Annotated in this window: 17 protein-coding genes; 16 read left to right on the top strand and 1 reads right to left on the bottom strand. The window is 42.8% G+C overall.

From position 1 onward, the window contains the following. Positions 1 to 4 precede the first annotated feature (4 nt). The 9 genes from leuB to yihA all read left to right on the top strand — a co-directional run bounded on the left by leuB (position 5) and on the right by yihA (position 12214). Entirely contained in the window at positions 5 to 1102 is a 1098-nt protein-coding gene (gene leuB, locus MHB41_RS12650) for a 3-isopropylmalate dehydrogenase (RefSeq protein WP_125586705.1), read from the top strand. A 40-nt stretch (positions 1103 to 1142) separates the two neighbouring features. Then, positions 1143 to 2558 carry a 3-isopropylmalate dehydratase large subunit gene (gene leuC / locus MHB41_RS12645; protein WP_024423184.1) on the top strand — a complete coding sequence of 472 codons (1416 nt, stop codon included), beginning with the start codon at positions 1143 to 1145 and terminating at the stop codon, positions 2556 to 2558. A gap of 13 nt (positions 2559 to 2571) precedes the next feature. Beyond that, entirely contained in the window at positions 2572 to 3171 is a 600-nt protein-coding gene (gene leuD, locus MHB41_RS12640) for a 3-isopropylmalate dehydratase small subunit (RefSeq protein WP_024423183.1), read from the top strand. A gap of 125 nt (positions 3172 to 3296) precedes the next feature. Beyond that, positions 3297 to 4304: a DNA damage checkpoint antagonist DdcA gene (ddcA, locus tag MHB41_RS12635; RefSeq protein WP_024423182.1), complete on the top strand. Its 1008-nt coding sequence runs from the start codon at positions 3297 to 3299 to the stop codon at positions 4302 to 4304. A 240-nt stretch (positions 4305 to 4544) separates the two neighbouring features. Then, complete coding sequence (gene tig / locus MHB41_RS12630) at positions 4545 to 5819, top strand: trigger factor (protein WP_024423181.1); 1275 nt, start codon at positions 4545 to 4547, stop codon at positions 5817 to 5819. Positions 5820 to 6070: 251 nt separating this feature from the next. Then, the gene (gene clpX / locus MHB41_RS12625) at positions 6071 to 7336 is read left to right on the top strand and encodes an ATP-dependent protease ATP-binding subunit ClpX (RefSeq protein ID WP_024423180.1); all 1266 of its coding nucleotides are present in this window, start codon (positions 6071 to 6073) and stop codon (positions 7334 to 7336) included. Between the two features lie 136 nt (positions 7337 to 7472). Beyond that, entirely contained in the window at positions 7473 to 9134 is a 1662-nt protein-coding gene (gene lonB, locus MHB41_RS12620; RefSeq protein WP_073206715.1) for an ATP-dependent protease LonB, read from the top strand. Between the two features lie 171 nt (positions 9135 to 9305). Further along, positions 9306 to 11630: an endopeptidase La gene (gene lon, locus MHB41_RS12615; protein ID WP_024423178.1), complete on the top strand. Its 2325-nt coding sequence runs from the start codon at positions 9306 to 9308 to the stop codon at positions 11628 to 11630. After that, on the top strand, positions 11627 to 12214 hold the full coding sequence (yihA, locus tag MHB41_RS12610) for a ribosome biogenesis GTP-binding protein YihA/YsxC (RefSeq protein ID WP_024423177.1): 588 nt from the start codon (positions 11627 to 11629) through the stop codon (positions 12212 to 12214). The genes lon and yihA overlap by 4 nt, the downstream gene beginning before the upstream one ends. A gap of 212 nt (positions 12215 to 12426) precedes the next feature. Here the strand turns inward: yihA and MHB41_RS12605 are convergent, their stop codons facing one another. Then, positions 12427 to 12912 (bottom strand): hypothetical protein, encoded by a 486-nt coding sequence (locus tag MHB41_RS12605; protein WP_034279808.1) that lies wholly within the window; start codon positions 12910 to 12912, stop codon positions 12427 to 12429. Between the two features lie 242 nt (positions 12913 to 13154). Between MHB41_RS12605 and hemA the strand changes: the two genes are divergently transcribed. From hemA to MHB41_RS12570, 7 genes are all read left to right on the top strand, one after another. Then, positions 13155 to 14522 carry a glutamyl-tRNA reductase gene (hemA, locus tag MHB41_RS12600; RefSeq protein WP_024427831.1) on the top strand — a complete coding sequence of 456 codons (1368 nt, stop codon included), beginning with the start codon at positions 13155 to 13157 and terminating at the stop codon, positions 14520 to 14522. A gap of 7 nt (positions 14523 to 14529) precedes the next feature. Then, on the top strand, positions 14530 to 15360 hold the full coding sequence (locus MHB41_RS12595) for a cytochrome c biogenesis protein (protein ID WP_025092450.1): 831 nt from the start codon (positions 14530 to 14532) through the stop codon (positions 15358 to 15360). A gap of 37 nt (positions 15361 to 15397) precedes the next feature. Continuing rightward, positions 15398 to 16330, top strand: a complete 933-nt coding sequence (hemC, locus tag MHB41_RS12590) for a hydroxymethylbilane synthase (protein WP_024423173.1) — start codon at positions 15398 to 15400, stop codon at positions 16328 to 16330. Next, on the top strand, positions 16327 to 17118 hold the full coding sequence (locus MHB41_RS12585) for a uroporphyrinogen-III synthase (RefSeq protein WP_024427833.1): 792 nt from the start codon (positions 16327 to 16329) through the stop codon (positions 17116 to 17118). Before hemC ends, MHB41_RS12585 begins: the two co-directional genes overlap by 4 nt. Beyond that, positions 17118 to 18086, top strand: coding sequence for a porphobilinogen synthase (gene hemB, locus MHB41_RS12580; protein WP_268437179.1), 969 nt, complete (start codon positions 17118 to 17120; stop codon positions 18084 to 18086). Before MHB41_RS12585 ends, hemB begins: the two co-directional genes overlap by 1 nt. 27 nt (positions 18087 to 18113) lie before the next feature. Next, a complete protein-coding gene (hemL, locus tag MHB41_RS12575; RefSeq protein WP_024427834.1) occupies positions 18114 to 19406 on the top strand; it encodes a glutamate-1-semialdehyde 2,1-aminomutase in 1293 nt (430 codons plus the stop codon). A 137-nt stretch (positions 19407 to 19543) separates the two neighbouring features. Further along, positions 19544 to 20866 carry a LysM peptidoglycan-binding domain-containing protein gene (locus tag MHB41_RS12570; protein WP_340900062.1) on the top strand — a complete coding sequence of 441 codons (1323 nt, stop codon included), beginning with the start codon at positions 19544 to 19546 and terminating at the stop codon, positions 20864 to 20866. Positions 20867 to 20885 lie beyond the last annotated feature (19 nt).

Here is a 20885-nt window from a genome sequence, read left to right as displayed (position 1 = left end):
TCTCATGAAAAAGAAAATTGCACTTTTGCCCGGCGATGGAATCGGACCGGAAGTCGTGACATCTGCAGTCGCAGTCCTTCAAGAGACAGCGGCTCAATTTAGACACGAATTCGAATTTGAAACTGCGCTTATTGGCGGTATCGCAATAGATGAAAAAAACAACCCGCTTCCAAAGGAAACAGTAGATGTATGCAAAAACGCTGATGCGATTTTATTAGGAGCAGTCGGTGGACCAAAGTGGGATCAAAACCCGCCAGAGCTTCGTCCAGAAAAAGGCCTGCTCGCCATTCGTAAACAGCTGGACTTATTTGCCAATATCCGCCCTGTAAAGGTGTTCGATAGCTTAAGCGAGGCATCTCCGTTAAAACAAGATCACATTAACGGAGTCGATTTCGTCATCGTTCGTGAATTAACAGGCGGTCTCTATTTTGGTGAACCAAGCGAACGCTATACGGATGATGAAGGAAAAGAAGCTGCCGTTGATACGCTCCTTTATACAAAGGAAGAAATTGTCCGCGTATTAAAAGAAGCGTTCGACATGGCCTTAACAAGACGGAAAAAAGTGACGTCTGTGGATAAAGCGAATGTCCTTGCTTCTAGTAAACTATGGCGGGATGCAGTAGAAGAAGTTGCTGCTCAATATCCAGAAGTTGAATTTGAGCATATGCTCGTCGACAATGCTGCCATGCAGCTGATTTACAAGCCCGCTCAATTTGATGTCATTGTGACGGAGAATATGTTCGGTGATATTTTAAGTGACGAAGCTTCTATGATTACTGGATCACTCGGCATGCTGCCATCTGCTAGTTTATCAAGCACTGGCCTTCATTTATATGAGCCAATTCATGGTTCAGCACCCGATATTGCGGGGCAAAACGTTGCAAACCCTCTGGCAACCATTTTATCAGCAGCAAGCTTGCTTAGAACATCCTTTGCATTAGAAGAAGAAGCGGCTGCAATAGAAGAAGCTGTCGAAGCTGTTCTTGTCTCTGGCAAACGAACAAAAGATTTAGCAGCAAAAGAGGGAACTTATCAAACGACTGAAGAAATCACTAATGCGGTTGTAGACGCACTCAAGCAGCGCGTGCAAACCATTGTGTAAATAGAATCTTGTGGAATTAGGTAGAGGGAGGAAAAGGGTTATGCCTCGAACAATCATCGAAAAAATATGGGATCAGCATGTAGTCAAAAGCGGCGAGGGAAAACCAGACCTTTTATATATTGATCTGCACTTGGTGCATGAAGTGACATCACCTCAAGCATTTGAAGGATTAAGACAAAAAGGGCGCAAGGTGAGAAGACCTCAAAACACGTTTGCGACGATGGATCACAACATCCCAACTGTGAATCGATTTGTGATCAAAGATGAGATTGCTAAAAAGCAAGTAAGTGCCTTAGAGCGCAACTGTGCGGAATTTGGCGTTCGTCTTGCTGACCTTCACAGTGTTGACCAAGGAATCGTCCATGTCGTTGGACCTGAGCTTGGATTGACACTTCCGGGGAAAACAATCGTTTGTGGAGATAGTCATACATCAACTCACGGCGCGTTTGGTGCACTTGCCTTTGGGATCGGTACTAGTGAGGTTGAACATGTACTTTCTACACAAACACTTTGGCAGCAGCGTCCGAAAACGCTAGAAATTAGAGTAGACGGAAAGCTTCAAAAAGGGGTAACCGCCAAAGATGTCATTTTAGCCGTCATTGGTGCGCACGGCGTGAAGTTCGGCTCAGGTTATGTCATTGAATACACTGGGGAAGTATTCAGAAACATGACGATGGATGAGCGGATGACCGTTTGTAATATGTCAATTGAAGCAGGCGCAAGAGCAGGATTGATTGCACCTGATGAAGTCACCTTCGAATATTGCCGCGGCCGCAAATATGCACCGCAGGGTGAAGACTTCGAAGCAGCTATTAAAGAATGGGAAGAACTTAGAACAGATCCAGGTGCAACCTACGATAAAACCATTGTGTTAGATGGAAATGAGATTTCACCAATGGTTACGTGGGGAATTAACCCAGGAATGGTACTGCCTGTGGATGCATCAATCCCAGGACCTGAGGACTTTGCACAAGAAGATGATCAAAAAGAAGCAATTCGTGCTTACGAATACATGGGTGTCCACCCGCATCAGCGTATAGAAGATATTACGATTGAGCATGTCTTTATCGGCTCATGTACGAACTCAAGAATGACTGATTTACGTCAAGCTGCTTCTATGATTGAAGGACAAAAAGTAGCAGATCATGTCAGAGCGATTGTGGTGCCTGGCTCTCAAAGTGTCAAATTGCAAGCAGAAAAAGAAGGTCTTCATGAAATCTTCCTTGAAGCAGGATTTGAATGGAGAGAATCAGGCTGCAGTATGTGCCTTAGTATGAATAACGATGTGGTACCGGAGGGCGAACGCTGCGCGTCCACATCAAACCGTAACTTTGAAGGGCGTCAAGGGAAGGGTGCGAGAACGCATCTTGTCAGCCCGGCAATGGCTGCAATGGCTGCGATACATGGCCGCTTTGTCGATGTCAGGAAGTTTAATCAAGAGAAAACAGTCGTGTAAGGAGTTGTCATAGATGGAGCCTTTAGTCACTCATAAAGGAAAAGCCGCTGTGCTTAACCGTATCAATGTAGATACAGATCAAATTATTCCGAAGCAATTTTTAAAAAGAATCGAACGAACAGGATATGGCCGCTTTGCCTTTTTCGACTGGCGTTATTTAGCCGATGGCAGCCCAAATCCAGATTTTGAACTAAATCAGCCGATCTATGAAGGAGCATCCATTTTGATCGCAGGGGAGAACTTTGGCTGCGGATCATCTAGGGAACATGCTCCTTGGGCGCTTGATGATTATGGCTTTAAAATTGTCATCGCACCATCATTCGCAGATATATTTCATCAAAACTGCTTTAAAAATGGGATGCTTCCGATTCGCCTTGATTATGATGTGTGGAAAACCTTCGCTGCGTCATATGAGAACAAAGGGTATGAGATGACGGTTGATCTTGAAAAACAGCAGATAGAAGATCATGAAGGGAATATCACCCCTTTTCAAGTCGACCCTCACTGGAGAGAAATGCTCCTAAATGGTTATGATGAGATTTCATTAACATTACTTCTAGAAGATGACATTCAAGCATTTGAAGAAAAGCGCAGCAGCTGGCTGCGCGCTTAAGCAACGAGAAGCTGTCCGCCCGAGGTGTGACGGCTTCTTTTTTGCATGAAAACCTCTCGTTACTTGTGTTTACTAATCTTCGTTGGTAAACTGATAAAAAATATGCGCCCGAAAGGAACGTAAGCATGAAGCATGACAAGAAGAAAGATAATGTCATTTTGTTTCCTGGTCTGAAAGAAAGACTGATTGAAAAAGGAATGGCAGCATTAAAAGATAAACAGTATCAAGAGGCGCTTCACTTGTTTTCAGAAGCTAAATCGTACGATGACGATGAAGAATCCGATATTCACCTTGGAATGGCCATTTGTTTTCTGGAGCTTGGTGAGCTACAGGATGCAAAGCGTGTTTGTGAAAAAATGCTGCATGAAGGATATGGCCACTATTTCACTGTGCTCCAAGTGTATATGACGATCCTCATTCAGCTGAAAGAATATGAAGAAGTCAAACAGACGATTGAGGCTGTGCTCGAGGAAAACCACCTTCCGGCAGAAAGCGCGGAGCATTTTTACAAGCTGCTCGAATTTAGCAGAAAAATGATCGAATCACCTGAAGAGATTTTAGATGAAGATGAGGACGCCGGAAGTGAGGTCAACATAGATGATATGCTGAAGCGTCCGGAAGAACAGGTCCAGTTCATTCATTCATTGAAAGACCGGAATATTACACCGCATATGGGTCTATTAAATACCATCTTACAAAATCCTGATGGGAACCCTTTGGTCAAATCAATGATCCTGCAGCTTCTGGCAGAGCATGATGTGGCAAAACCGGTTCATGTGACAAAATTCGGTGATTCTTTAACCCTTATTCCTTCTGAGGCTGTAAAGCCAGAGCAGATGCCGCTTCTTCAGCAAGTCCTTCGTATGCTTGATGACACGCTTGGCAATGAGAATCCGACCCTTTACCAAGCCGTGGAAGAGTTATGGCGCCGGCACTTATTTGTGCTGTATCCATTTCTTCCTAAATACACAGATCCTAGTCTTTGGGCAGCGGCACTTCATAAAGTCGGCTATGAAATGCATGGGATTGAGATTGAACTCGAAGAATTGCATCTATTGTATGAATTTAACGAACGAGAGCTGAGAGAAGCTTGCACAATGCTGAAAGATATTGAAGAAATTTCTTATTTGTAATTTGTCGATTTAGTTGAAAGACGGACTTGTTATGTTATAATATAATGGTTGTATTTGTGCATATATAGTGCAGTTGTCAGATTCCAACGGTTGAAAGACGATATGTATAATCAAGTCAAATGTTGTATACATAATGCAAGCTTCTTAGCGGAGTGCGTGGTTTTTGATTGGACGAAGTCTTTATGATGCTTTAGAATGGAGCAACGCACAATCTGAATAGATTTTTGGAGGGAAACACACATGTCAGTAAAATGGGAAAAACAAGAAGGTAACGAAGGCGTACTAACTGTAGAAGTTGACGCTGAAACATTTAACAAAGCACTTGATGATGCATTTAAGAAAGTGGTTAAGCAAGTATCGATCCCTGGATTCCGTAAAGGGAAAGTACCACGTGGTCTTTTCGAGCAGCGTTTTGGTGTAGAATCTCTTTATCAAGATGCATTAGATATTCTTCTTCCGGTTGAATATCCAAAAGCAATCGACGAAGCTGGTATCGAGCCAGTTGACCGCCCTGAAATCGATGTTGAGAAAATCGAAAAAGGCGAAAACTTAATCTTCACTGCAAAAGTAACAGTGAAGCCTGAAGTAAAACTTGGTGACTACAAAGGTCTTAACGTAGAAAAAGACGACACAGCTGTTACTGATGAAGATGTACAAGAAGAGCTTAAAGGCATGCAAAACCGTCAAGCTGAGCTTGTTGTCAAAGAAGAAGGCGCAATCGAAAACGGCGATACAGTTGTTCTTGATTTCGAAGGATTCGTTGATGGAGAAGCATTCGAAGGCGGAAAAGCTGAGAACTACTCTCTTGAAGTAGGTTCTGGTTCATTCATCCCTGGTTTCGAAGAGCAATTAGTTGGTCTTGAAGCTGGCGCTGAAAAAGACGTAGAAGTTACATTCCCAGAAGAATACCATGCTGAAGACCTTGCAGGTAAACCAGCTGTATTTAAAGTGAAAATTCATGAAATCAAAGCAAAAGAACTTCCAGCACTTGACGATGAGTTCGCTAAAGATGTTGATGAAGAAGTAGAAACGCTTGCTGAGTTAACTGAAAAAACGAAGAAACGTCTTGAAGAAGCAAAAGAAAACGAAGCAGAAGGAAAACTTCGTGAAGAGCTAGTTGCGAAAGCTTCTGAAAATGCGGAAGTTGACATCCCACAAGCGATGGTTGACACTGAGCTAGACCGCATGATGAAAGAATTCGAACAACGTCTTCAAATGCAAGGAATGAACCTTGAGCTTTACTTCCAATTCTCTGGACAAGATGAAGATGCGCTGAAAGAGCAAATGAAAGAAGATGCTGCTAAACGCGTAAAATCTAACCTAACACTTGAAGCAATTGCTGCTGCAGAAAACTTACAAGTGTCTGACGAAGAAGTGGAAGAAGAACTTTCAAAAATGGCTGAAGCATACAACATGCCAATTGAAAATATCAAACAAGCGATCGGATCTACTGAAGCAATGAAAGAAGATCTAAAAGTTCGTAAAGCAATTGATTTTCTTGTAGAAAACCGTTAATATGGTGCATAATAATAAAACAGGGCGCGAGTGACTCGTGCCTTGTTTTGTACAATTTTTGACTTATCATCGCTTCTTTTGGAAACGATAGTGTAAGTCGCATCTTTCTGTCATACATATCTCAATGTGCAGTGTTAGAAACACATCGTTACCGTCTTTTAGGAAAGTATGGTAAAATGCATACATACTGGACCCAGAAAGGTAGCTGACTGTTAGCTACAGGCAAGTGAAGAAGAATAAGGGGTGAAAGAATGTTTAAATTCAACGAGGAAAAAGGTCAATTAAAATGCTCGTTTTGCGGAAAAACGCAAGATCAAGTGCGTAAACTGGTCGCAGGACCTGGCGTATATATATGTGATGAATGTATCGAGCTTTGCACGGAAATAGTTGAAGAAGAGCTCGGCACAGAGGAAGAAGTTGAATTCAAGGATGTTCCGAAGCCTCATGAAATTCGGGAGATTCTTGATGAATATGTCATCGGACAAGACAATGCGAAAAAATCCTTAGCTGTAGCGGTGTATAACCACTACAAACGGATCAATTCCAACAGCAAGATTGATGATGTTGAGCTTTCGAAAAGTAATATTTCTATGATTGGACCAACAGGAAGCGGTAAAACATTACTTGCTCAAACACTTGCACGTATTTTAAATGTGCCATTTGCGATCGCAGATGCAACATCATTAACTGAAGCGGGTTATGTTGGTGAAGACGTAGAGAATATTTTACTAAAGCTGATCCAGGCAGCGGATTATGATGTAGAAAAAGCGGAAAAAGGCATTATCTACATCGATGAGATCGATAAAGTAGCAAGAAAATCAGAAAACCCTTCTATCACTCGCGATGTATCTGGGGAAGGCGTCCAGCAAGCCCTTTTGAAAATTCTTGAAGGAACAGTCGCTAGTGTACCGCCTCAAGGTGGACGTAAGCATCCGCATCAAGAATTCATTCAAATTGATACGACGAACATCCTCTTCATTTGTGGAGGAGCCTTTGACGGGATTGAGCAAATCATCAAACGCCGCTTAGGTCAAAAAGTAATTGGATTCGGTGCGGAAAATAAAGTCGAAGATCTTGAAAAAGAAGTCCTTCTATCAAAAGTACTGCCAGAAGACTTGCTTCGCTTCGGTTTAATTCCAGAATTCATCGGTCGTCTGCCGGTTATTGCAAGCCTAGAGCCGTTAGATGAAAAAGCACTTGTAGAAATCTTGACGAAGCCTAAAAATGCGCTTGTTAAGCAATATACAAAAATGCTTGAGCTTGACGATGTAGAGCTTGAATTTGAAGAAGATGCTCTTAGCGAAATTGCGAAAAAGGCAATTGAGCGTAAAACAGGAGCTCGTGGTCTTCGCTCGATCATTGAAGGCATCATGCTTGATGTCATGTTTGACCTTCCATCTCGTGATGATATTGAAAAATGTGTCATCACTGGTGCAACGGTTGCTGATGGTGAGCCGCCGCGTCTTGTGTTAAAGGATGGCACAGTCGTCAACAAAGATACTAAAACATCTGCATAAGAGAAGTCTCGCTCCTGAATCATTTTGATTCAGGAGTTTTTTATTTATCGTCGAAGACGTGTTTATTCCGTCCAGCTCTAGGAAATACTAGCAGACAGAAACCAATACATACGATAGATGAAGGAGGGAGCACCGATTGAGCTGGACAGGAATCGTATTATTTATACAGCTGTTCTTTGGTATCGTCATCGGGCTGTACTTTTGGAACTTACTGCGAAATCAGCGCACACAAAAGGTGACGATAGATAAAGAATCAAAAAAAGAAATGGAAGCACTCAGAAAGATGCGGTCAATCAAGCTGAGTGAGCCTTTATCAGAGAGAGTCCGGCCAAAGGGGTTTCAAGATATTGTAGGGCAGGAAGACGGCATTCGTGCTCTAAAAGCAGCGCTGTGCGGACCGAATCCTCAGCATGTCATTGTCTATGGACCACCGGGGGTTGGAAAAACAGCCGCTGCCCGTCTTGTCATGGAAGAAGCGAAACGTCATGCTGATTCACCGTTTAAGAAAGATGCGGTATTTGTGGAGCTCGATGCCACAACCGCAAGATTCGATGAACGGGGCATCGCAGACCCGCTCATTGGTTCTGTGCATGACCCAATTTACCAAGGGGCGGGAGCGATGGGACAGGCAGGCATTCCGCAGCCAAAACAAGGAGCCGTTACGCATGCGCATGGCGGGGTTCTGTTTATCGATGAAATTGGGGAACTGCATCCGATTCAAATGAACAAAATGCTGAAAGTCCTTGAAGATCGGAAAGTATTTTTAGATAGTGCCTACTACAGTGAGGAAAACACTCAAATTCCGAATCACATTCATGACATTTTTCAAAATGGACTTCCGGCTGATTTTCGATTGATTGGCGCCACGACAAGAACACCTGAAGAAATTCCACCAGCGATTCGATCGAGGTGTTTGGAAATTTTCTTTAAGGACCTTGACCAGCATGAACTGAAAATTGTCGCTGCTAAGGCTGTCCAGAAAATCCAAAAGGAATTATGTGATGAAGGGCTGAACCTGTTAACCTCTTATGTGAAAAATGGCCGTGAAGCAGTCAATATGGTGCAGATTGCCGCTGGAATGGCCGTCACGGAAAACAGAAAAGACATCACGATCGCCGATGTCGAGTGGGTCATTCACTCAAGCCAGCTGACACCAAGATATGAACAAAAAGTACCGGAAAAGCCAAAAGTCGGTGTAGTGAATGGTCTGGCAGTCTACGGACCAAACAGCGGTGCCTTGCTCGAGATTGAAGTGAATATATGTAAGGCACTCGAAAAAGGAAGTATCAACATTACAGGCATTGCAGAAGAAGAAAGCATTGGCAGTCAGTCTAAATCTATTCGACGAAAAAGTATGGCAAAAGGATCTGTTGAAAATGTATTAACAGTGCTGAGAAACTTAGGGATACGGACAAATGAATATGACATCCATATTAATTTTCCAGGCGGTGCCCCTATTGATGGACCGTCTGCTGGGATTGCCATGGCGGCGGCGATTTTCTCTGCCATTCATCAAATCCCGATTGATCATCTGACAGCAATGACAGGTGAAATCGGATTGCAGGGTCAGGTGAAGCCGATCGGCGGTGTGATACCGAAGATTAAGGCGGCGAAACAAGCTGGTGCCACAACCGTGATTATTCCTTATGACAACCAGCAGTCGATCTTAAAAGAGATTGAAGGCGTCACCATTGTGCCTGTGAAGCACTTCCAAGAGGTGCTGGATCACTGTTTGGTCAACCCGCCAGACGAGAAGAAAGATGGACTAGAAGAGGAAATGAAAAGAAAATCTGTTTAATCCCCATCACATATGGGGATTTTTTAGTGAAATAGATCTTTTTTTCTTTTTCAAGATAAAAAGAAAGGGTATACTACGGTAAGATCATCATTTCTCAAGTCTTTTACATTGTACAAGACTGAAACAGGTATATTATAATGATTCATACTAGTGACGGAGGTGTCAATCAACATGGCAGATGAAATCAAAAAGAATGTTCCGCTCCTCCCATTGCGAGGCTTGCTTGTTTATCCAACAATGGTCTTGCATTTGGACGTTGGACGCGAGAAGTCTGTTCAAGCATTAGAACAGGCGATGATGAACGATCATATGATTTTTCTAGCAACACAGCGGGAAATTTCAATAGATGAACCAGGTGAAGAGGAAATTTTCAAAGTCGGCACCTACACAAAAATCAAACAAATGCTGAAGCTGCCGAATGGAACGATTCGTGTACTCGTTGAAGGCTTAAATCGAGCGCAGATCGAGTCATACGTGGAGCTGGAGGACTATACGTCCGTCGATATTAAAGAATTGGCAGAAGAAGAGTTAAAGGACGCAGAAGCAGAAGCACTCATGCGCACTTTGTTAGATCACTTTGATCAGTACATAAAAATTTCAAAAAAAATCTCAGCTGAAACATATGCAACGGTGACGGATATTGAGGAGCCGGGGAGAATGGCAGATATCGTCGCTTCTCACCTGCCGCTTAAATTAAAGGACAAACAAGAAGTACTGGAAACAGTGGATGTCAAAAAACGTCTGAATCGTGTCATCAGCTTAATCCACAATGAAAAAGAAGTGCTTGAAATTGAAAAGAAAATTGGACAGCGCGTCAAACGTTCAATGGAACGAACGCAAAAAGAATATTATTTGCGTGAACAAATGAAAGCCATTCAAAAGGAGCTTGGAGACAAGGAAGGGAAAACAGGCGAAGTCAGTTCATTAATGTCTAAAATCGAAGAGTCCAGCATGCCTGAGTCTGTTCGTGAAACGGCGTTAAAAGAATTGAACCGTTATGAAAAAATTCCTTCAAGCTCTGCGGAGAGCTCTGTCATTCGAAATTATATTGATTGGCTGATCAATCTTCCATGGGGCATCTATACAGAAGATCGTCTAGATTTAAAGCTTGCAAGTGAAATTTTAGATGATGAGCATCATGGGCTGGAAAAAGTCAAAGAACGTGTGCTTGAATACCTTGCTGTACAGAAGCTGACCAATTCATTAAAAGGACCGATTCTTTGCTTAGCAGGACCTCCTGGGGTAGGGAAAACGTCACTTGCCAAATCGATTGCTAAATCACTTGATCGAAAGTTTATCCGTATCTCTCTTGGCGGGGTGCGTGATGAATCTGAAATTCGCGGACATAGAAGAACGTATGTAGGGGCGATGCCAGGCCGTATCATTCGCGGGATGAGTAAGGCAGGCACAATGAATCCAGTGTTTCTTTTAGATGAAATCGATAAGATGTCCTCTGATTTTAGAGGTGATCCGTCTTCTGCGATGCTTGAAGTGCTGGATCCAGAGCAAAATCACAACTTTAGCGATCACTATATTGAAGAGACATTTGATTTATCGCAGGTGTTATTTATTGCCACTGCCAACAATTTAGCAACCATTCCAGGTCCACTTCGTGATAGAATGGAGATTATCACGATTGCAGGGTATACAGAGGTTGAAAAAGCAGAGATTGTGAAAGATCATCTTCTGCCGAAGCAGCTAAAGGAGCACGGATTAAAGAAAGGGAACTTGCAGCTTCGTGAAGCAGCGATTTATGATATGATTCGCTATTACACAAGAGAAGCAGGAGTTCGTGGATTAGAGCGTCAGCTTGCGGCCATTTGCCGAAAAGCGGCAAGAGCGATTGTGGCTGAAGACCGCAAGCGCATCACAGTGACGGAAAAGAACTTATCTGAATTTCTCGGAAAAAGACTTTACCGTTATGGTCAGGCTGAAACGACAGACCAAGTCGGGGTTGTCACAGGACTTGCGTATACGACTGTTGGCGGAGACACCTTATCAATTGAGGTATCGCTTTCTCCTGGTAAAGGCAAGCTCTTGTTAACAGGTAAGCTTGGTGATGTCATGAGAGAATCTGCACAGGCGGCATTCAGTTATATTCGATCCAAAGCAGATGAACTGAACATTGATCCTAATTTTAATGAAAAGCACGATATTCATATCCATGTTCCAGAGGGTGCGGTTCCAAAGGACGGGCCATCAGCTGGTATCACCATTGCGACGGCTCTTGTATCAGCACTCACAGGACGTCCTGTGTCAAAAGAGGTTGGTATGACAGGAGAGATAACGTTAAGAGGAAGAGTGCTTCCGATTGGCGGACTAAAAGAAAAAGCATTAGGCGCACATCGTGCAGGATTGAAAACCATTATTCTTCCAAAGGACAATGAGAAGGATATTGATGATATTCCTGAAAGTGTGAGAGAAGGACTAACCTTTATTCCGGTCTCACATTTAGATGAGGTGCTTGAGAAAGCGTTGGTAGGAGAGGGAAGATGAAAGTAACAAAATCAGATATCGTCATTAGTGCGGTGAAACCAGAGCAGTACCCGAGCGGCGGACTGCCTGAAATTGCGCTTGCTGGACGATCAAATGTTGGAAAGTCCTCGTTCATCAACTCATTGATTAATCGTAAAAATTTAGCGCGTACGTCTTCTAAACCAGGTAAGACCCAGACGCTTAATTTCTACATTATTAATGATATGCTCCATTTTGTGGACGTTCCGGGCTACGGTTTTGCCAAAGTATCAAAAACAGAGCGCGAAGCCTGGGGTAGAATGATCGAAACGTATATTACAATGCGTGAAGAATTAAAAGCAGTCGTCCAAATTGTGGATCTGCGCCATAAGCCATCAGTAGATGATGTGAACATGTATGAGTTCCTTAAATATTACGGAGTTCCCGTGATCGTCATCGCAACAAAAGCGGATAAAATTCCAAAAGGCAAATGGGAAAAACATGCGAAAGTCGTCAAACAGACGCTCGACATTGACCCATCAGATGAACTCATCTTATTCTCTTCTGAAACAAAAAAAGGAAAAGATGAAGCCTGGAATGCGATCCTTGCGAAGGTAAACGGCTAAAAAAAAGCATCTGCGATGAGCAGATGCTTTTTTTATTCTTTGTCTTCTTTTCGGCGTGATAAGAAACCCTTGAAATCTAGAAAGGACGAGTACTGGCGCGGAGCGAATTTGTTATTCGTGAGCACCAGCACGCAGGACTGACACCGAATGCGAGGGTTTGTCTTTACGCTGAAGGCATCTGCCATGAGCAGATGCCTTTTTTATTGTATAAGTTATTTCCTTTTTAAAAATAATAAGAGGAGACTGACAGCAATCAGTACATAAGGCCAGTACAATTCAAAGCCGGAAGTAGGGATCGAAAGGGAACTTAGTTGTTTTGTAATTTGCTGAAAGAAATAAAGGAACAAACCGAGTGCGATCAGCACAACACTTTCAATTCGATATTCTTTTTTCTGAGATGATTTCACAAAGAGTGCAAGTCCTACGATGAACACAATCATTGTAAATGTGTCAGGCCAGTGGTCCAATTTAGGCTGTAGAATAAAGTGTAGCGAAAGGCCTGTCATGAGCATACCGATAAACACATGAGCGCTTTCTTGCTCCTTTTTTCCTTGATATAAGAACGCGAGGCCAAAAAGCAGTACAAGTGTATACCATTTCTCTTGATCCTTCCAAATGTCAAATTGACCTCCTGAGAGAATGGCATATAGCGCTACAGCCAATAAAGTGAGCGGCAGCAAAATGGATTTCTTCTTCAAAGATGTCACCTTCTTTTAAGCAGATCATTTGTCCGCACGCGCCAAATCTGGTAAATTGCTTGAAGTGATGATATGGCATAATTGGTGTCGAACATTTTTCTACTATATCACAACATTTTTGAAATCTGTTCACAATTTTTATCCAGTTAAAAATGAATATATGTTATAATCATTATAAATAATAAATTCTATATTGTAATTATTATAAATTAGACAGGGCGTTGGGGGTGCAAGCTGAAGTTATGCATATTCTTGTTGTGGGTTTAGATTATAAAACAGCCCCTGTTGAGATACGGGAACAGCTGAGCTTTGAACCGAGTGAGCTCGGAACAGCGATGTCCAAGCTTAAAGAAGAAAAAAGCATTCTAGAGAATATCGTCATCTCAACATGTAATCGAACAGAGATCTACGCAGTAGTAGATCAGCTTCATACTGGACGGTTTTATATAAAAAGATTTTTAGCCGATTGGTTCGGTTTAGAAAAGGAAGATGTCTCTCCATATTTGAAGTTTTATGAAAACGATGGAGCGGTTGAGCATTTATTCCGTGTGGCTTGTGGACTTGATTCCATGGTCATTGGTGAAACGCAAATACTCGGTCAAGTGCGTTCCAGCTTTAAAGTAGCTCAAGAGGAGAAGACCATTGGTACCGTTTTCAATTATTTATTTAAACAGGCGGTAACCGTTGCAAAGCGCTCTCATGCGGAAACGGATATTGCGTCTAATGCCGTATCTGTCAGCTATGCAGCTGTTGAGCTTGCCAAAAAAATCTTTGGACGTCTTTCTGATAAGCATGTCCTGATTCTTGGTGCGGGCAAAATGGGCGAACTGGCGGCTCAAAACCTTCAAGGTCAAGGAATTGGCCAAGTAACGGTCATCAACCGAACGTTTGAGAAGGCAAAGGAATTGGCGGGTCGTTTTTCGGGAGAGCCTAAGAGCTTAAACCAATTAGAAAAAACATTATCCGAAGCGGACATTTTAATCAGCTCAACGGGAGCGAAACAATTTGTCATTACAAAAGAAATGGTCGAAAGTGCGAATAAAAAGCGGAAGGGCAGACCTCTATTTATGGTGGATATTGCTGTACCCCGTGATTTAGATCCAGCTATTTCTGAAGTAGAAGGTGCTTTTTTGTATGACATTGATGACCTTGAAGGCATCGTGGCTGCCAACTTAAAAGAGCGCCGTGCAGTGGCTGAGCAGGTTGAGCTTCTGATTGAAGCAGAAATTGTGGAATTTAAGCAATGGCTGAATACGTTAGGTGTTGTTCCGGTCATTTCTGCACTTAGAGAAAAAGCACTCACGATTCAAGCCGATACGATGCAGAGTATTGAGCGGAAGCTTCCAAACCTCACAAACCGTGAAATGAAGTTGTTAAATAAACATACGAAAAGCATCATCAACCAAATGCTGAAAGACCCTATCTTAAAGGCAAAAGAAATTGCCGCGGAGCCGAATGCAGAGGAAAAGCTTTTACTCTTTAAAGAAATCTTTGATTTACAGGTTGAAGATGAAGAGCAAAAGGTCGAGCCGATGCAGGTGGAGCAAGGATCATTTCAGCTTTTCAAACCAAATATGGCGCAAGGCTTTGCTACAGTTGCCAGTGAGTGATTAAGCGATGATGGAATCCATTGTAGCGAGACTCAATGAAGCAACGATCTTAATCTATGCACTAAGTGTCTTGTTCTATTTCATAGATTTTCTTCAACACAACCGGAAGGCTGGAAAAATGGCTTTCTGGTTGCTTTCTATTGTCTGGCTGCTGCAAACAGTCTACATGTTCTATATTATGATGGAAACAGACCGATTCCCTGTGTTGAATGTAGCAGAGGGGTTATATTTTTATACGTGGGTGCTTGTGACACTTTCTCTTGTGCTCACAAAGGTATTGCGCGTTGAATTTATTGTCTTTTTTACAAATGTGATCGGTTTTTCCATGATGGCGATTCACACCTTTACACCATCTGATCTCCATTCAGCAGAACTAACGGGGAAGCTGACGAGTGAACTGCTCGTGATTCATATTACGATGGCGATTTTATCCTACGGTGCCTTTTCACTTTCATTTGCGTTTTCACTGCTTTATCTCTTTCAATATCGTTTGCTGAAAAAGAAAAAATGGGGAAAATGGCTTCTGAGAATTGAAGACTTATCAAAGCTGGATCATATGGCGTACGTATTAAACATTATTGGTGTGCCTATGCTCTTGCTTAGTTTAATTCTTGGCATCATATGGGCATATATTTCGTATGATACGTTGTACTGGACAGATGCAAAGGTGCTTGGTTCGTTTATTATGCTGTTTTTATATGGCTTTTACTTATATATCAGATTGGTGAGAAATATGCAGGGCAAAATCGTGGCATTTTGGAATGTCGCTTCATTTCTTGTGCTGATGATCAATTATTTTCTGCTTGGTAGCTTATCAACCTTTCATTGGTTTCAATAATGATGAGTCTTAAAGGCATTGTCGGGAGGAAGACGTATTGCGTACAATTAAAGTAGGTTCTAGACGAAGTAAGCTGGCAATTACACAAACAAAATGGGTCATTCAAAAGCTGTCTGAACTAAACCCTTCTTATTCTTTTGAAATAAAAGAAATTGTGACAAAGGGTGATCAAATTTTAGATGTGACCTTATCTAAGGTTGGCGGAAAAGGACTGTTTGTTAAAGAGATCGAGCAGGCGATGCTGAATCATGACATCGATATGGCGGTGCACAGCATGAAAGATATGCCGGCTGCTCTTCCGGAAGGTTTAGTGATTGGCTGTATTCCTGAGCGTGAAGATGTGCGGGATGCACTTATTTCGAAGGATCATCTGAGTCTCAGCGAACTGCCTAAGGGCGCAATTGTGGGAACGAGCAGCTTACGGCGCAGCGCCCAGCTTCTTCAGGAGAGACCAGATCTTGAGATTAAATGGATTCGAGGAAACATTGATACAAGATTGGAAAAGCTGAAAAATGAAGAGTATGATGCCATTATTCTAGCGGCCGCCGGTCTGTCTAGAATGGGATGGAGCAAAGAGGTCGTGTCGGAATTTTTATCTCCTGAGACTTGCCTTCCTGCCGTTGGACAAGGCGCGCTATCGATTGAGTGCCGCGGGGATGATGAAGAGCTGCTTAAGCTTCTCGCCCAATTTACGAATGAATATACGAAGAAAACGGTCCTTGCAGAAAGAGCTTTCCTCAAACAAATGGATGGAAGCTGTCAGGTGCCGATCGCTGGCTATGCAACGATGAATGAGCATAATGAAATTGAACTAACAGGTCTTGTTGCATCTGCTGATGGGCACACGATTATTCGAGAAACCGTCACAGGCACTGACCCTGAAGCCATTGGAACAGCGTGTGCGAAGCAGATGGCCGATAAGGGAGCAAAGGATTTGATCGACAAGGTGAAAAAGGATCTGTCTCAATGAGCATAGGCAAATCGCTTCACGGACAGACGGTGCTTGTCACTCGAAATGAACGTCAAGCGGGCGTGTTTCAGCAAAAGATCGAAGCGCTGAACGGCCATGCGGTTTTAACCTCTCTTATTCGGTTTGAGCCTACGCTCACAAAAGAAAAAGCGCAGGCCTTTTTAAAGGACTTAGAAAATAGCCAATGGCTTGTTTTTACGAGTGTGAATGGTGCGTCTTTTTTTCTGAATTACATAAAAGACCATCATTTACATAAGAGCTTAACCCATTTGAAAGTGGCTGCTGTAGGAGAGAAAACCTCTGCCTATCTTGAGCAGCACGGCTTGAAGGTGGATGTGGTGCCAGAACGATTTATAGCGGAGGAACTGGCAGATGCATTACTTGACCATGTACGCCCAGGAGAGCGTGTGTTTGTTGCAAAAGGGCATCTGTCACGAGATGTGGTGAAAGAGACCCTCATTCCGCTCGGCATAGAGGTAAAAGAATGGATTTTATATGAAACAGTCAAGGATGAGGAAGGAATTGCTGCTCTCAAATCAGCAATGACAAAGCAATCATTTGATTTTATTACATTTACGAGCTCATCCACTGTTCATTCTTTTATGCATGTGATGGAACAAGACGCAGCGAAGCTTGCTGCATCTGACACCTGTTTTGTGACGATCGGTCCTCTGACAAAAGAGGCACTGCTTCAATACGGGATTTCTTCTGAAACCCCAGATACTTATACGATAGACGGAATGCTTGATTTAATGTGCCGTTTATCTGAAAGGAAGTTGAACCATTGATGAAATTTAATAGACACCGCAGATTGCGGACAAGCGCAGGAATGAGAGAATTAGTCAGAGAAACCTTTTTAAGACCATCTGATTTCATTTACCCGATCTTTTTTGTAGAGGGAGAAAATGTCCGAAAAGAAGTCTCTTCAATGCCGGGTGTATATCACATTTCTGTAGACCTCGTGAAAGAAGAAGTCCAAGAGCTTGTTGATCTTGGCATTAAATCGATCATTGTATTTGGTGTGCCGGATCATAAAGATCATGTAGGCAGTGAGGCGTATCACGATCATGGCATTGTTCAAAGAGCAACGCTTGAAATCAAAAAGCATTTCCCAGAGCTCGTGGTCATTGCAGACACTTGCTTATGCCAATATACAGATCACGGACACTGCGGAATCGTTGAAGATGGAGAAATTTTAAATGATGAATCTCTTCAGCTATTAGCGAAAACTGCTGTCAGCCAAGCGCGTGCAGGTGCAGATATCATCGCGCCTTCAAATATGATGGACGGATTTGTTATTGCCATTCGTGAGGCGCTTGATGAAGCAGGCTTTATTCATGTACCTGTCATGTCATATGCGGTGAAATATGCAAGTGCTTTTTACGGTCCGTTCCGTGATGCGGCACATAGTACACCACAGTTTGGAGATCGTAAAACATATCAAATGGACCCTGCAAACCGTTTAGAAGCACTAAGAGAAGCGCAATCTGATGTAGAAGAGGGAGCTGACTTCTTGATTGTCAAACCATCTCTTTCTTACTTAGACATTATGCGTGATGTGAAAAATGAATTTACACTCCCTGTTGTTGCTTATAATGTGAGCGGAGAGTATGCGATGGTGAAAGCCGCCGCTCAAAATGGCTGGATTTCTGAAAAAGAGCTTGTTCTTGAAATGCTGACAAGCATGAAACGTGCAGGAGCAGAACTCATCATTACGTATCATGCAAAAGATGCAGCAAAATGGCTCTCAGAATAAAGAACGGATAGACAGGAGGACGTTGAAATGGGACGTAGCTATGAAAAATCAAAGCAAGCATTTGAAGAAGCACAGCAATTAATGCCTGGTGGTGTCAACAGCCCTGTGCGTGCATTTAAATCAGTCAACACAGACCCGATTTTTATGGAACGAGGCAAAGGCGCCAAGATCTATGATATTGATGGAAATGAATACATCGATTATGTCTTATCATGGGGACCGCTTATTTTAGGACATACGAATGATCGTGTCGTTGAAAGCATTCAGCGAGTAGCGGAAAATGGGACAAGCTTCGGTGCTTCTACGTTAGTTGAAAATGAATTAGCTAAACTTGTATCAGAACGGGTTCCTTCCATCGAAGTTATTCGCATGGTCAGCTCTGGTACAGAGGCGACGATGAGTGCACTTCGTCTAGCTCGTGGTTTTACAGGCAGAAATAAAATTGTGAAATTTGAAGGCTGCTATCATGGCCACGGTGATTCTTTGCTCATTAAAGCTGGTTCTGGAGTAGCAACGCTTGGACTGCCGGATAGTCCTGGTGTTCCTGAAGGGACTGCAAGTAACACAATCACAGTACCGTACAATGATTTAGAAAGTATTCAAGTTGCTTTTCAAGAATTCGGAGATGATATCGCTGGTGTTATTGTAGAGCCGGTCGCAGGAAATATGGGGGTTGTCCCTCCGCAAGAAGGTTTCTTGCAAGGACTAAGAGACATCACGGAGCAATACGGATCATTGCTTATTTTTGATGAGGTCATGACAGGCTTCCGTGTGGATTATCACTGCGCGCAAGGCTATTTTGGCATCACACCTGATCTGACGTGCCTTGGTAAAGTGATTGGAGGCGGTCTTCCAGTCGGTGCTTATGGCGGAAGAGCGGATATTATGAGACAAATTGCGCCAAGCGGTCCAATTTATCAAGCAGGAACGTTATCTGGTAACCCTCTTGCGATGACAGCAGGCTTAGAAACCCTAAAACAGCTGACACCTGAGTCTTATGAAGAATTTAAACGAAAAGGTGATCGTTTAGAAGAAGGCATTTCGAAAGCGGCAAAAGCATACGGAATTCCATTAACGTTTAACCGTGCGGGCTCCATGATCGGATTCTTCTTTACAAATGAAGAAGTGATCAATTATGACAAAGCGAAAACAGCTGATCTTGCTTTATTCGCTGAATTTTACAAGGAAATGGCCGATCACGGCATCTTCCTCCCGCCTTCTCAATTTGAAGGACTATTCCTGTCAACAGCTCATACAGACGAAGACATCGAATATACGATTGAGACAGTGGAAAAGGTTTTTCAAAAACTACGTCGATAAAACAAAAGGCCGATATGGAGACATATCGGCCTTTTTTGCATTAGAGAAAACCAATCATATTTTCACTTCCTCCCTCATACAACTGTATTGACATCTAATTTTATTTTTTAAGGATTAGATGAAAGGAGGACACCGACTTGTCTCAAAACAATCGATTACAGTTTTCAGTAGAAGAATCCATTTATTTTAAAAGCGGACAGGAAGTCAGTGAGCTGCTGTCAATTTCTCTCGACCCTGACATTCTCGTTCAAGAAGTGAATGATTATGTTTCTATTAGAGGTTCACTCGAGCTAACAGGAGAATACAACATAAATCAAGAGGAGCTATTGGGTGAATTGAGTTCCTTTCCAACATACAGGGAAGCAGATGAGGTAAAGGTCAGAGAAGACGGAACGGCGGAGCTTTTGCATCAATTTCCAGTCGATATCACCATTCCGAAGAACAAAATTAGTCATTTAAATGATGTGTTTGTGTTTATTGATGCGTTTGATTACCAGCTGACAGAGAATCGTTTGCTCACCATTCAGGCTGATTTAGCCATTGAGGGCTTATTAGACGAGGAAACGCCTCCGGCGCCTGTAGAGGAGCCGTATGAATTTGTCCATCGTCCTGAAGTGGATTATGGCGATATGGCCTACGATTATCAGTTGCAGCCAGAACAAGAAGAACAAGAAGAGCTGCAAGGCGAAGAACGTGAGCATGATGAGAATCAGCCTGTATTCCAACATGATACGCGCGCGGAGCAAGAGGAACAGGAAGTGCAGGAAGTACAAGAAGAAGAGGAAGAAGAAATTGAGATAGAATTGGTGAACAGGGAAGTAGAGGAAGCGTCCGACGAACCTGAAGAATTAGAAGAACCTGAAGAGCCAGAACAGCCAGAACAGCCGAATAATCAAGAAGAAGCTGTGGCGCTTGGTTATCGATCCATCCCTGAAGCTCAGGTGCAGGAACCGCCATTTTTTGAACCGCCAAAGCTATTAGAAGAAGAGGAGCGGGAAGAGCCGTTCTTTGAAGTGGAAGTAAGAAAGGATCCGGAAGCTGCTGAAGAGCAGGAAGAAACGGTACAGTCGTATCCGGCTTTTGAATCACCTGCTGATCAAGTGGAGCCTGAGCATGAGGCGCACGATGATGAATATCAGCTCGGGCGGTTATATGAACGGGAAGCACCTAAAATATATGAGTCAGCTCAAGAAGAAGAGGAGCTTGAAGAAGACGTGAGAGAAACGTCTGGCAGTGAGAATTCTCTTTATTTAACAAAGCTGTTCGCTAAGCAGGAGGAGGAAGATTTTTCCCGCATGAAAATATGTATAGTGCAGCAAGAAGATACGGTCGATCGTATTTGTGAGAGATATCAGTTGAATGTGCAGCAGCTTCTTCGCACAAACTCATTATCGATGGATGCGGAGCTTGAGGAAGGGCAGATTCTTTATATTCCTGAATATCAAAAAAGCAATGCATAGCAAGCGATGACTGACCGAG

Source organism: Bacillus sp. FSL H7-0578 (assembly GCF_038630855.1).
Classification (GTDB): Bacteria; Bacillota; Bacilli; order Bacillales; family Bacillaceae; genus Bacillus; species Bacillus safensis.
The sequence above is the reverse complement of the archived record's forward strand: the minus strand, read 5'-3'. Positions and strand labels throughout refer to the sequence as shown.